At 69.9% G+C, this 13291-nt stretch carries 12 protein-coding genes; 4 read left to right on the top strand and 8 right to left on the bottom strand.

The window, feature by feature from the left end:
- Window positions 1-38: 38 nt before the first annotated feature.
- The 3 genes from ABN034_RS16915 to ABN034_RS16905 all read left to right on the top strand — a co-directional run bounded on the left by ABN034_RS16915 (window position 39) and on the right by ABN034_RS16905 (window position 4153).
- A complete protein-coding gene (locus ABN034_RS16915; protein WP_349691961.1) occupies window positions 39-1493 on the top strand; it encodes an FAD-linked oxidase C-terminal domain-containing protein in 1455 nt (484 codons plus the stop codon).
- The gene (locus tag ABN034_RS16910; RefSeq protein WP_349691960.1) at window positions 1474-2682 is read left to right on the top strand and encodes an FAD-binding oxidoreductase; all 1209 of its coding nucleotides are present in this window, start codon (window positions 1474-1476) and stop codon (window positions 2680-2682) included. Before ABN034_RS16915 ends, ABN034_RS16910 begins: the two co-directional genes overlap by 20 nt.
- Window positions 2683-2743: 61 nt before the next feature.
- Window positions 2744-4153: a (Fe-S)-binding protein gene (locus tag ABN034_RS16905; protein ID WP_349691959.1), complete on the top strand. Its 1410-nt coding sequence runs from the start codon at window positions 2744-2746 to the stop codon at window positions 4151-4153.
- An 8-nt stretch (window positions 4154-4161) separates the two neighbouring features.
- On the opposite strand, the gene ABN034_RS16900 is transcribed toward ABN034_RS16905, so the two are convergent.
- From ABN034_RS16900 to ABN034_RS16870, 7 genes are all read right to left on the bottom strand, one after another.
- Window positions 4162-4392, bottom strand: coding sequence for a hypothetical protein (locus ABN034_RS16900; RefSeq protein ID WP_349691958.1), 231 nt, complete (start codon window positions 4390-4392; stop codon window positions 4162-4164).
- Window positions 4393-4447: 55 nt separating this feature from the next.
- Window positions 4448-4630: a hypothetical protein gene (locus tag ABN034_RS16895; RefSeq protein ID WP_349329189.1), complete on the bottom strand. Its 183-nt coding sequence runs from the start codon at window positions 4628-4630 to the stop codon at window positions 4448-4450.
- Window positions 4631-5258: 628 nt separating this feature from the next.
- Window positions 5259-5753 carry a DUF3145 domain-containing protein gene (locus ABN034_RS16890; RefSeq protein ID WP_349691957.1) on the bottom strand — a complete coding sequence of 165 codons (495 nt, stop codon included), beginning with the start codon at window positions 5751-5753 and terminating at the stop codon, window positions 5259-5261.
- A gap of 157 nt (window positions 5754-5910) precedes the next feature.
- Window positions 5911-6672 (bottom strand): DUF72 domain-containing protein, encoded by a 762-nt coding sequence (locus ABN034_RS16885; RefSeq protein ID WP_349691956.1) that lies wholly within the window; start codon window positions 6670-6672, stop codon window positions 5911-5913.
- Window positions 6673-6812: 140 nt separating this feature from the next.
- On the bottom strand, window positions 6813-7766 hold the full coding sequence (locus ABN034_RS16880) for a VWA domain-containing protein (RefSeq protein WP_349691955.1): 954 nt from the start codon (window positions 7764-7766) through the stop codon (window positions 6813-6815).
- Window positions 7763-8716 (bottom strand): DUF58 domain-containing protein, encoded by a 954-nt coding sequence (locus ABN034_RS16875; protein WP_349692017.1) that lies wholly within the window; start codon window positions 8714-8716, stop codon window positions 7763-7765. The genes ABN034_RS16880 and ABN034_RS16875 overlap by 4 nt, the downstream gene beginning before the upstream one ends.
- A gap of 95 nt (window positions 8717-8811) precedes the next feature.
- Complete coding sequence (locus ABN034_RS16870) at window positions 8812-9801, bottom strand: AAA family ATPase (protein ID WP_349329274.1); 990 nt, start codon at window positions 9799-9801, stop codon at window positions 8812-8814.
- A 368-nt stretch (window positions 9802-10169) separates the two neighbouring features.
- Between ABN034_RS16870 and ABN034_RS16865 the strand changes: the two genes are divergently transcribed.
- Window positions 10170-11387, top strand: a complete 1218-nt coding sequence (locus ABN034_RS16865; protein ID WP_349691954.1) for a hypothetical protein — start codon at window positions 10170-10172, stop codon at window positions 11385-11387.
- A gap of 236 nt (window positions 11388-11623) precedes the next feature.
- Here ABN034_RS16865 and ABN034_RS16860 read toward each other — a convergent pair whose 3' ends face one another.
- Window positions 11624-13108, bottom strand: coding sequence for an MFS transporter (locus ABN034_RS16860; protein WP_349691953.1), 1485 nt, complete (start codon window positions 13106-13108; stop codon window positions 11624-11626).
- Window positions 13109-13291: the final 183 nt, after the last annotated feature.

Here is a 13291-nt window from a genome sequence, read left to right as displayed (position 1 = left end):
GCGTGGGTGGTGCGCGCCGCAGCAGGAGCCGGAGGGTCATGACGGTCATCGAACGCCTACGCACTTCGCTTCAGGACATCGTCGGTCCAGGAGGCGTGATCGCCGAGCCCAGCGAGCTTCGTACCTACGAATGCGATGGGCTCACCGGTTACCGCGTCACGCCGGCACTGGTCGTCCTCCCGACGTCGGGGAAGGAGGTCGCGGCGGTCGTCGCAGCCTGCCACCAGGCGAAGGTGCCGTTCGTCGCGAGAGGTGCGGGCACGGGCCTGTCCGGAGGCGCTCTCCCCGTCGCCGAGGGGATCGTGGTCTCGCTCCAGCGGATGCGTTCGATCATCGGGGTCGACCCGGTCAACCGCACCGCGACCGTCGAGCCAGGGGTGACCAACCTCGCGATCAGCCGGGCGGCCTCGCCGCACGACCTCTACTACGCACCCGACCCGTCGAGCCAGCAGGTCTGCACGATCGGCGGCAACGTGGCCGAGAACTCCGGCGGCGCACACTGCCTGAAGTACGGCTTCACCACCCACCACGTCCTCGCCATGGAGGTCGTCCTTCCCGACGGCGCCGTCGTCACCCTCGGCGGCCCGTCACCCGAAGTCGCCGGTCCGGACCTGCGTGGAGTGGTCGTCGGCTCGGAGGGCACTCTCGGGATCGTCACGAGCATCGTCGTACGCCTGCTCCGCAAGCCCGAGTCGGTCCGGACCCTGCTGGCGGACTTCCCGTCCATCGAGCAGGCCGGCCACACGGTGACCGACATCATCGGCGCCGGCATCGTCCCGGCCGCGATGGAGATCATGGACCACCTCGCGATCGTGGCGTCGGAGGCCGCGGTCGGAGCCGGGTACACCCTCGAGACCCCCGCGGCACTGGTGGTGGAGCTCGACGGGCCCGCCGACGAGTGCGCCGGCCTCTTCGAGGCGGTGCAGAAGATCTGCGAGGCGAACGGTACGACGAAGATCCGGGTCGCCGCCGACGACGTCGAACGCGCCCGGATCTGGACCGGTCGCAAGGCCGCGTTCGCCGCCGTCGGCAGGATCAGCCCGGACTACTTCGTCCAGGACGGCGTGGTCCCCCGTACACGCCTCTCCGAGGCCCTCCACCGGATCGGCGCGATGGGCGACGAGGCCGGGCTGCGGGTCGCCAACGTCTTCCACGCCGGCGACGGCAACCTCCACCCGCTCGTGCTCTACGACGAGAAGCAGGGCGAGCACGAGCGGGCCGAGAAGCTGTCCAAGGAGATCGCCGAACTGTGCGTCGAACTCGGCGGGTCGCTGTCGGGCGAGCACGGGATCGGCACGGACAAGGCGTGCTCCATGCCGGTGATGTTCGGCGAGGACGACCTCGCGACCATGGACCGCGTGCGCCGTGCGTTCGATCCCGACGGGGTCTGCAATCCCGGCAAGGTCCTGCCGACGCCGCGTCTGTGCGGCGAGCGACCGGGACCCTTCCGTCCACATCCGCTGGAGGCTGCCGGTGTCATCGAGCGGCTCTGAGTCCACGCCGGTGCTTCCCGCGACGCGGCCGGTCGACCTGCGCGAGGCACGGGACGCCATGGCCGATACCGCTGGCGCCGGTCTGCGCGTCCTGCTGCGTGGCGCCGGCACCGCACAGTCGTGGGGCGGGCCCGTCCGCGACGCGGCCGCCATCATCGACACCACCGGGCTCGACCAGATCCTTGCGTACAACCCGGCTGACATGACCGTCGCGGTGGGTGCGGGTATTGCGCTCCGGGATCTGCAGGCCAAGCTCGACGGGCAACGCGTCGCTCTCGACGCCGCGAGGGTGCCGGAGGGCGCGACGGTCGGCGGGCTGCTCGCGACCGGTGACGCCGGACCACTCCGCGCCACCTACGGCACCCTGCGCGATCTGGTGATCGGCGTCACCGTCGTCCTCGCCGACGGCATCGTCGCCCGCTCCGGCGGACATGTCATCAAGAACGTCGCCGGATACGACCTGGCCAAGGTCCTCTCGGGCTCGCTCGGCACCCTCGGACTGGTGGTCGAGGTGGTCCTCCGCGTCCATCCGCTGCCCGAGGCGACCGGCACGCTCGCGGTGGTATGTGACGTCCCGACGGCGTTCACGTGCGCGAGCGGCCTCCTCGCATCGCCCCTCGAACCTGTCGCCGTCGAGTGGTACGCAGGACGCCTGCTGGTTCGCTTCGAGGGCACGCGGGCAGGTGTCACCACCCGCCTGGGCAAGGCCACGGACCTCGTCCGCGAAGACTCCGGTCTGGCACAAGGCAGCGCCGACGTCCTCGACGGTGCCGGCGAATCGGCCGCCTGGGACGAGATCGCCGACGTCGTACGCGGAGCACCTGGCGACACGGTCCTGCGCGTCGGCAGCCGGGCCAGCGACCTGCCCGACCTTGCGGCCCGACTCGACGCCCTCGCCACCGACCACGACATCGACGCGACGCTCACGTCGAGCGTCGGCATCGGCGTCCACACCGTACGCATCCGCGGCGACGAGGCCGCAGCGCACGCGGCCGTTGTCGCGGCCTGGCGAAGTGCGGTGCTGGAACGCGGCGGCAGTGTCACTCTCCACCGCAGGATCGCCGGCCTCGACGACCTCGTCCCCAGCTGGGGCCCGGCGCCGGCGACGTTGCCGCTCCTGCGTGCGCTGAAGACCCAGCTCGACCGCGACAACAGGCTCGGCCCCGGCCGCTTCGCGCCGTGGTACTGAGCCTCAGGGAGCAGCGGATGGGTACCACGTCGTCGCCACGAGCGGCAGAAGGAAGATCCCGATGAGCGTCGACAATGTTCCCGAGTCCGGCGACATCTTCGCTGGCACTGGTGAAGGCTCGGACGGCGCCGCCGTTTCGACCAGTGCCCCGGTCACGGACCTCGCGCCCGCCGGGGCCCGCGGAAACTTCGACGCCCACCACCCACCCGAGCAGGCGCTCATCGACGACTGCGTCCACTGTGGGTTCTGCCTCCCCACCTGTCCGACGTACGCGCTCTGGGGCGAGGAGATGGACTCTCCCCGCGGCCGCATCTACCTGATGGACCTCGTGGGACAGGGCGATGCGCGCATCGACGACACACTGGTCGGCCACTTCGACACCTGCCTCGGCTGCATGGCCTGTGTGACGGCCTGCCCGTCCGGCGTGCAGTACGACAAGCTGCTCGAGTCGATGCGCCCGCAGATCGAGCGCCACTACCCGCGTAGCTTGCGTGACCGGGCCTTCCGCCGGGCGATCTTCGCGCTCTTCCCGTACCCGCGCCGGCTGCGGGTGGCGGCACTGGGCGGGATCCTCTACCAGCGCTCGGGCCTTGCCAGCCTGCTACGACGGAGCAGTCTCTTCGCCCGGCTGCCGGCGCGGCTGCGTGCTGCCGAGTCGCTCCTGCCACCGGTCACACTGCGCGACCTGGCGACGCGACCGCCCGCGCGGGTGGCCGCCGTGGGTACGCCACGGCTGAAGGTGGCGGTGTTGACCGGCTGCGTCCAACGGGTGTTCTTCTCCGGGGTCAACGCCGCGACCGTACGCGTCCTCGCCGCCGAGGGATGCGAGGTCCTCATCCCCCGCGACCAGGCCTGCTGCGGCGCGCTGAGCATGCACACCGGCCGTGAGCCCGAGGCGCTCGAGCGGGCGCGTCGCACGATCGCCGTCTTCGAGGCGTACGACGTCGACACCATCGTCGTCAACGTCGCCGGCTGCGGTTCGACGATGAAGGACTACGGCACGCTCCTGCGCGACGACCCGGCCTGGGCCGAGCGCGCGGCCGCGTTCAGTGCCAAGGTGCGCGACATCACCGAGGTGCTCGCCGACCTGGAGCCGCAGGCTCCACGGCATCCGATCGAGGCGCGCGTGGCGTATCACGACGCCTGCCACCTCGGGCACGCCCAGGGGGTTCGCGCGCAGCCGCGTGCTGTGCTGAACGCGATCCCCCAGCTGGACGTGGTGGACATCCCCGAGGCCGAGCTCTGTTGCGGCTCGGCCGGTGTCTTCAACCTGCTGGAGCCGGACGCCGCCGAAGAGCTCGGCCGGCGCAAGGTCGACAACGTACGCACCGTGGAACCTGATGCGATCGCCACCGCCAACCCAGGATGCCTGCTCCAGATCCGCCGGCACCTGGGCGCGGACGCGTTGCCCCTCATGCACCCGGTCGAGCTCGTCGACGCCTCCATCCGTGGTCGCGGCCTCTCAGGTTGAGAGCTGGCTCAGCTCAGCGCCTGCGGCCTGGCGTCCAGCAGGTTGGCGAGCCAGCCCAGCAGTGCCGCGCTCCCTCGCAGACCCTGTGCCGTCAGCCGGCGTACGGCCCGGACGAAGCGCACGAGGGCGCTCCCCAGGCCGCCAAGCCGGGGCAGCGGGTAAGCCCGCGCCATCTGCTCGACGTCGGCCAGTCGTTGTTCGTGGATGGTGCTGATGAACAGGTAGTTGTTCCCGTTCATGATGCTGCGACTCCTCCTTGATGTTTCTTCGTGTCGACTTCAGCTCGTGGTGACCTCATGTGCGTACGGCGGGCGCACGTCGCCGTGCGTGAAGCCCTTTGGGCGCCGTTGCCGTGCGAGCAAGCCGCGCGACCACGTCCCCGATGGCGTTCAGCCGCGGGTATGCCTTGGCGATCCGCTCGACGTCCGCCTTCGTCTCCTCATGCGTCGCGATGACGTAGAGCAAGCTCCACTCCATGTCCATTCCTCCGGATGTCGTTCGTCTCCTACGTCCCCACCGTACGGAGAATCGGTTCGGAAACCCGGGCCGATGGCGAGTCCAAACCCCAGGCCAATCAAGCCGTTCAGTCGGCCATACGTTCGGCCAGCTATGCCGTCGGTCGATCGGTGAGTGGACGTACGCGCACATGTATGCCACGCAGCCCCAACCCGGGCGGCGAGCGGAATACACCTGGGGGTGATGGCCGAGCCCGCAGGAAGTCGATCAAGACCCTGGGCGGCCGCATCCGAACCAGCCAGAACGATACCGGCAAGCGGTCGGGAAGAATAATGATTTAAAAGGGCGAGGGCGTGACCCGAAGGCCACGCCCCACGTGGTGCGGCCGCGTTCCCGGCTGCCGAGGTCGCCCCTGTCGGTGCCGCGCGGCCACGTCTGGTGTGGTCTTGCCCTTATCGCGGAGGGTGAGTCCGCAATGCGCCCTGCGTCACCAGGACACTACCCATGTGCACGATGGTGCGGTAGACCCGACGGGTCAGTAAGTTCAGACAATTTCCTTCCGAGTCTGTACGACGTTTGAAAAAAGCCCATCCGCCCAGCTCGGGGCGGGTTGCCGCAAGAGTCGAGGTTGCACGGACCACGTTCACTGTCACACCACCTGGTGAAGCCAGCGCACGGCCGCACCGTCACCGGCGTGCCGGAACGACTCCAACTCGTCGTCCCACTGCTTGCCCAACAGGCGATCAACCTCATCCTCGAGCGCGGATTCACCCAGGTTCGCTCGGACCATCGCCGCCCGGAGCCGGTCCTCGGGGATGAGGATGTCGCCATGCGGCCCCGTCACCGCGTGGAAGATCCCCAAGCTCGGCGTGTAGCAGTACCGCGCGCCCTCGACACCGGGGCTGGGTTCCTCGGTAACTTCGTACCGGAGCTGCTGCCAGCCACGCAGTGCGGACGCGAGGGTCGCCGACGTGCCCGGCTCGCCCTGCCAGGAGAGCTCGGTGCGGTAAGCGCCGACAGCTGCCGGCTGGGGTATCCAGTCGAAGTTCACCCGCGCACCAACAACGCCGGCGACGGCCCACTCCACGTGGGGACAAACCGCCGACGGCGCCGAATGGATGAACAGCACACCTCGAGTTGTCACCGAGACCACCTCTCTGGTCGAGGGAGCGCCTTCCCCAGCGTCCTCGTCCCAGCACGGGATAGTCCGGTACCGCGATCATTGTGCACGAACCCATCGCGACACGCCCAAGCGACACCGCATGTGTGCGGGATTTCGTTCCGTTGCCGCGCGGAAGCGCTCAGATTCCTTCCGGTGTGCGCGTTACCGAACGACCAGCGCGCCGCGCCAGTTCCGCGAACGTCACGGCGTCCGCGACGGCTGCGCCGCCAGGGTCGTTGTTGAAGTACGTATGGACGTCGGCCTTGTCGTCAAAGGTTTCGGCGATCCGCGTCACCCACGAACTCAGTGCCCCTCGACCATAGCGGGGCCACGGTCGCGCACGACCCTCGTGGAGCCGCAGATAACCCCAGTCGGTCGTACGCCACAACGGGGTGACAGGCCGGCCCAGGCGATCGGCCCAGGTGAGGGCGGCGCCATGGTGTTCGAGGAGCCGGCGTACCTCGGCTGTCCACCAGGACTCGTGCCGAGGCTCCACCGCTACGCGCACGCCGGCAGGGAACGCGGCGAGGCACCCGGCGAGCAGATCGAGGTCCGCGCGCAGGTTCGGCGGGAGCTGTAGCAGGATCGGGCCGAGCCGGTCGCCGAGTCCACCGGCATGGTCGAGTAGCCGCCGCACCGGTTCCTCCGGCTCCCGGAGCCGCTTCATGTGGGTGAGGAACCGACTCGCCTTCACCGCCACGACGACGTCGGCGGGCAGCCGGTCGTGCCACCCCTTGAACACGTCGTACGTCGGCAGCCGGTAGAACGCGTTGTCGAGCTCAAGGGTCGCGAACTGCTCGGCGTAGAAGTCGAGCCAAGACCGCTGGGGCAGCTTCGGCGGATAGAACGGGCCCCGCCAGTCCCGGTAGCTCCACCCGCACGTGCCCACGAGAATCGCCATGCCAGTGACTTTCCCGGTCAAGCGGCCTGCGCATCGAAACGATGCACGCCGATTCCCCGCGTTGCACTCCGATTCTGCCATGCATTGTGGGGAATGATCACGCATGCGTGATCATTCCCGCCCCAGCGGACGAGCCGGCGTTACGGCAGGCGGCCGAGGAGGAAGAGGGACGCGGCGGCCGTGACGAGGGCGGTGAGCAGGGCGTAGCCCGTCCACTGCGACGTGATCTCCTGCTCTTCCGTCGTGTAGCCGACCGAGGAGCCGATGTCGGTGTAGACCTCCTCCAGTTCCTCACTCGAGGCCGCCGTGTAGGACTTCGCCCCGGTCGCATCGGCGATCTGGCGCATCGTCTCCTCGTCAACCGGCACCGGCGTCCGCTGCCCCTCGATCTCCACGGAGCCGAACGGGGTACCGAACGCGATCGTGTAGATCGGCACCCGCGCGCGCCGGGCGGCCGCAACCCCGTCCTGCACGCTCCGCCCGATGTTCCGGTAGCCGTCGGAGAGCAGGACGATGCGCGCCGGAGCTGGCTCGGCGGGTCGGCTCGGGTCGGCCGGCACCTGCTTCAACGCGTCCAAGGACGTGAAGATCGCCTCACCGGTCGCCGTCGACTCCGCCAGCTCGAGCCCATCGATGGCCCGGACGACAGCGGCGCGGTCGGTGGTGGGCGGGACGAGGATGCTCGCCGTTCCGGCGAAGGACACCAGCGCGACGTTGAACTTCGGCGGGAGACTGTCGACGAACGCCTTCGCCGCGTCCTGCGCGGCGCGCAGCCGGGTGGGATCCACGTCGTCGGCGCGCATGGAGATCGACACGTCGACGGTGACGATGATCGTCGCGCGTTCGCGGGGGACCTCCACCTGGGTCTGCGGGCGGGCGAACGCCGTCGCCAACAGGCCCACGGTGACGATCATCAGCGCGGCGGCGAGGTGACGGCGCCAGCCCGGGTTACGGGGTGCGACCCGGGACAGCAGGGCGAGGTTCGTGAACCGCAGCGCGTACTTCTTCCGGCGCCACTGCACCACGAGGTAGCCGGCGACGAGGGCGGGTACGAGGAGCAGCAGCCACAGGCGTTCCGGTGCCAGGAAACTCACGCGCCGGCTCCTCTCGTCGGTGGGGCGTGCAGTCGCCTGGCGACCCGCCGGTGCCCCAGGACGAAGCGGGCGGTGTCGGCCACCCAGTCCTGGTCCGTACGCAGCAGCAGGTGTGCCGCACCCGCGCGGCGCAACGTCGCCCGTACCCGTTCGCGGTGGGCATGCGCGGCCGCGGCATAGCGCGCCCGCAGGCCCGGGTCGGACGTGTTGATCTCCTGCATGACTCCAGTCTCGGGATCGGTGAGCCAGACGACACCGACCGGCGGCAGCTCGAGCTCCCGGGGGTCGAGGACCTCGACGACAAGGACCTGGTGGCGACCGGACAGCCGCTTCATTCCCCGCTCCCAGGGCAGTGGAAGCGTGGGATCGTCGGCGGACCCGTCGAGGAAGTCCGACACGACCAACCGCAGGCCCCGGCGTTGCGGCCCGCGCGAGAGCGTGTCCAGGGCACTGGCGAAGTCGTCTGCCGGTCCATCGGACGGCGTGCGTGGCTCGCCGAGCAGCGAACGCAGCAAGCCGTAGAGCGCCAGCCGACCCGACCGGGCCGGCCAGCGGCGGACCCGACCACCGCGCACGACGAGCCCGCCGAACCGGTCGCCCAGCCGGTGGGTCAGGAAGCCGACCGTGCCGACAGCGGCGACCGCCAGCTCGCGCTTCTCCAGTGCTGCCGTGCCGAAGTCCATGGAGGCCGACATGTCGACCAGGGCCCACGTCTCGAGCTCCCGGTCGGCGATCACGTCGCGGACGTGCGGTGTCGTCGTCCGGGCGGTCACCGACCAGTCCATCCGGCGTACGTCGTCTTCGCCCGGGCGGTAGACGCGCGCCTCGGCAAGCTCCGTGCCCGGTCCCGGAAGGAGTCCCAGATGCTCGCCGTGCAGGAAGCCTTCCAGCCGCCGCACGATGGTGAGCTCGAGCCGCCGCAACGCCCGCTCCGGCGCAAGTCTGGCGATGCTCCGCTCACTGTGGCGTCCCTCATGGTGCCTGCCCTCGACGGGAACCGGCGTGGGTCCATGCGTACCCGCCGATCCGGGTGTCGGTGGCCAGGTCACCGGAACTCCGGCCGGCCACTCCCGCCGATGTCCTGCCGCCAGACCGGCCGTGGTGGAGGTACGACAGAAAGGATGCGTTCGACGACCCAGCGGGCCCCCACACCGTCCGCGAGCGCGTCGAAGCCGAGAACGAGCCGATGGGGTACGACGTCGCGCGCGACGTCCTGGACATCTTGCGGGAGTACGTAGTCGCGGCCGCGCGTCAACGCCAGCGCCCGCGCCGACGACACCAGCCCGAGGGTCGCCCGCGGGCTCGCACCCACCTCGATGACTCCGGCGAGATCCGGGACGTGGTAGTCGGCCGGACGGCGGGTCGCGAGGACCAGACGTACGACGTAATCCGCGACCAGCCGGTGGACGAACACCCGGTCGGCGGCGTGCTGGAGTGCCAGGATCCGTTCAGGGGCAAGGATCTGGCGCGCTGACGGCGGGTTGACACTCATGCGCTCGAGGATGCGAAACTCCTCCTCGGCGTCGGGCAGGTCGACGTCGACCTTGACGAGGAACCGGTCCCGCTGCGCTTCCGGTAGCGGATAGACACCCTCGGACTCGAGCGGGTTCTGGGTCGCGATGACGATGAACGGCGCCGGCAACGGGAACGTCTTGCCGCCCACCGACACCTGCCCTTCGGCCATCAGCTCCAACATCGCCGACTGCACCTTCGCGGGCGCCCGGTTGACCTCGTCGGCCAGGACGAAGTTGACGAACACAGGTCCGAGCTCGACGTCGAACGCCTCCTTGCTCGGCCGGTAGATCCGCGTGCCGACAATGTCGGACGGCACCAGGTCAGGAGTGAACTGCAGGCGGGCGAAGTTGCCACCGACGACCTTCGCGAACGTACGGACCGCGAGCGTCTTCGCCACGCCTGGAACGCCTTCGAGCAGGCAGTGCCCCCGGGCCAGCAGAGCGACCATGAGGCGTTCGACCATGTGGTCCTGGCCGACGATGACCCGCTTCACCTCGTTCAGAGCGTCTGCGAGGACCATTCCCTCCGCGACGACTCCGCCGCCGTCCGCAGGTTTGCCGGAGCCGACACCTGGTGGTGCGGTTCCGCCCGCATCCGGCGTGTGGCCGTCGGACGTCGCTGGCGGCGCCGCGCCCGGAATCGCGGCATCCCGCTGGTCCGACTCCTGCGGAAATGGGTGGCCCTGGGATGGACCTGGTGGCTGCGCACCACGCACCTGCGGGTTCACCCCCTCCGGGCGGCCGGCGGCCAGCTCGCTGCGATCCGGCGTCGTCATGTGGCGATTCCTCTCCAATGGCGGGCACGTCGTATCGTCGGCCACGCAACCAAGCGTGCCATTAGCCAGGCCACGCCACCTGTCCCAGGGGCATCAGCACACCGGGGGTCCACATGGTCGAGCCGTTGCGTCCCGGCGATCCGACGCTGCTCGGGCCGTTTCGCGTGCACGGCCGGCTCGCCGCACGAGATGCCGGCGTGGTCCTCGTGGGCTATGACCCTGCAGGACGTGCGGTCGCCTTGACCGTCCTCCACACGGCGGCTGCCGCCGACCCGGCCGCCCGCGATCGGCTCGTCAGCGCGGTCGAACGCCTCGCCGCCCAGTCCCCGGAGGCGATCGTCGCCGGTGCACCACACGAGACCGTCCCCTGGGTGGCGACCGCGTACGCACCGGGGACGCACCCGACCGCCGGTCTCGCCCTGCTCGGTGCCGCCGGGCTCGGCGACGAGGCGTCGGCAACCACCGCAGGGCTCGGCACCGCGGTCGGTCCCGACTTCGCACCCCACTGGGCCGGCTCCCCCGCCGCGACCACGATCACGCCGGCGGGCGCGCCAGGGGCGAATCCGGTCATCCAGCAGACGGGGTCCTCCCACTCGCTCCTCGTGGTGGCCGCGTGCATCCTCGCCGCGTGCGCGGTCATCGGCGGTGGCGGCTTCCTGGCCCGCGCACTCGTAGACTCCGGCGACGACGTGGCCGGTCCGCGGGCACCCCAGGCCGGTCAGACCGAACCGCTTCCGGCACCGAGCGAAACCCGGCCGGACGGCGACTCCACCTCCCCGCAGGACCCGTTGTCGCCGTCGCCGTCTCCCCGCTCCCACATACCCGATGGGCCCGCCGGACCAGTTGCCGGTCCCACCTTCAGCAAGGACGAGCCGACCTACCTCATGGATCTGCGTGGGTTTTCGTTCGACTTCCGTGTTCCCAAGTCGTGGGGGTGTTTGCGCAGCAGCAAGGCCGGACCCGACGCCGTCCGGTGGATCTGCGTGGACGAGAGCTACGCGTTCTCCGGACACCCGGGTGACCCACCGGGCGGAATCATCGAGGTGCAGCGCTGCCGGCCACGCTGCGACGGCGCCCAGTGGGGCAAGATCCGTGACCAACTGCCGGAGCTCTCTGCCAACTGGCGGCGTACCGACGACACCACGATGTACGCGGAATGGACCGTTGGCTCCGGCGCGACCGCACGGACGTCGGTCGCACTGAGTCATGTCTTCGCGGAGGCAGGGCGCGGCCACGCCGACACCCACGTCGCCGTCCGGCTGGCAGGGACCCCTGATCAGAAGCGGACCTTGCAGAAGATCGTCAACGACATCCGTACGCAGACGCCCTGACGGCGCAGCTGACGCCGTTGCTGACAGGCCCTTCGGACGCGGGTGCCACGGCACTCTGGACACCGCGGTCGCCATGGCGACCGCGGCGGTCCGCACGGTCGTCCAAAGCCTCATTGGCGAATCCCCCGGTCCGTCCACCCCACCATGACACGGGCGGTCGGGCGTCGACCGGTCGATCTGGAACCTTGACACGCCACGCCGCGGAGCGAATCCAGGCAGACCGGCAGAACCCGCCGCTACCCGGTGGAAGTCACCCGGGTGGTGGGCAGTGCGTGGTCGAGACGGTCCGGCTGCCTGACTCGCAGGGCCAGGAGCACGGTGGCGACGGCGACGGCGATCATGACGGCGTCGATGGCCACGAAGACGGCGACCGGATCCGCCCGGTCGTGCAGCAGGGCGAAGATCACCCCTGCGCCGCCGACCAAGGAGACGTTGCCGAGCGAGTCGGCCATCTGGGCGGCGGCACCGCTCGCGCCGTGCTCGTGGGTCGGTGCGTACTCCAGGAGCAGGACCGACAGGCTCGCCATGGCGAGCCCCATGCCCAGACCGGCAAGGACGCAGCCCGGTGCGGCGACCCAACCCGGAACCGCAGGGAACGCAGAGCACAGGACCAGGACCAGCCCGCAGGTGAGGAACGTCGCACCTGCCTTGATCAGGTTCGGCCGGGACGTCCGTACGCTGGGCCGGCCCTGCCACCATGCGGCCGTCGACCAGCCGAGCGCGCCGACGGTCAGGGTGAGGCCGGCGACCGTCGTCGACCACCCGCGGTGCTCCACCAGCATCAGCGGGATGAACGCCTGCGCCCCGAAGAAGGCGCCCGCGAACAGCCCGCGCATACCAACGACAGAAGGCAGCCCTCGGGCGAACCGGAGCGTTCCTGGGGGAAGGAGCCGCGGCAGGCTGATCACCATCAGGGCGAGCCCGACCGCGAGCAGGAGCAGACTCCACCACACGATCCGCTGTCCTGCGTACTGCAGAAGGCCGATCCCCACCGCCGCCGCCAGCGCACGCCGCTTGCGTCCCTGCCGGCGGGCCGCTGGCGGCACGACCGGGAGGCCGCGGAGACGCGGCAGGACCAGCGCGACAGGTGCGATCGCGACCGGTACGAGTCCGAGGAACACCAGTCGCCAGCTCCACTGTTCAGTCACCGAGCCGGCGATCACCGGACCCACGATCGACGGCAGCACCCAGGCACTGGAGATCGCCGCGAACACCCGCGGCCGGAGATACCCAGGGAACGCCCGCCCGACAATGACGTAGAGCGTGACGACGAGTGCGCCTCCCCCGAGGCCCTGGATCATCCGGCCGACCAGGAAGACCAGCATGGTCTCCGCCACGCCGGCGACGACCAGTCCGACGGTGAAGAGGAGGACACCGACCACGAACGGCACCACCGGACCGATCCGGTCACACACCTCGCCTGCGACGATCGTCGCGAACATGCTGGCCGTCATGAAGCCGGAGAACGCCCAGGCGTAGAACGCCAACCCGTCCAGCTGGCGGACCGCCACCGGCATGACCGTCGTGACCGCCATCGCCTCGAACGCGACCAGCAGGACCAGCGCGACGATCCCGATCGTCAATGACCGGTAGGTGGGCCCGAGAAGCCGCTCACCGGCGGCACCTTCCGACGCCCCGTTCTCGGCCAGCCCGTTCTCTCCTGGGCCCGTCCCGTCCGGCCGGGTGCCACCTGGCCCCGCCGACTCCCTGGAAACACTCACCGCGCCACGTTAGCTCCCGATACATGCCGGGATATCGGCCGGAGGACCGACGTGGTGTCCGACATCGGGCCTACGTCGCGCCTTCGGCCATGTGTCCTCTCAGCCCTGCTGCGATCTGCTGCGCCTCCTCCGTTGTGTCACCGGACAACGACTGTTAAGTTTGCGTTCATGAATTAGTTGTGA

This window comes from Actinopolymorpha sp. B11F2 (assembly GCF_040195635.1).
Taxonomy (GTDB): domain Bacteria; phylum Actinomycetota; class Actinomycetes; order Propionibacteriales; family Actinopolymorphaceae; genus Thermasporomyces.
The sequence above is the reverse complement of the archived record's forward strand: the minus strand, read 5'-3'. Positions and strand labels throughout refer to the sequence as shown.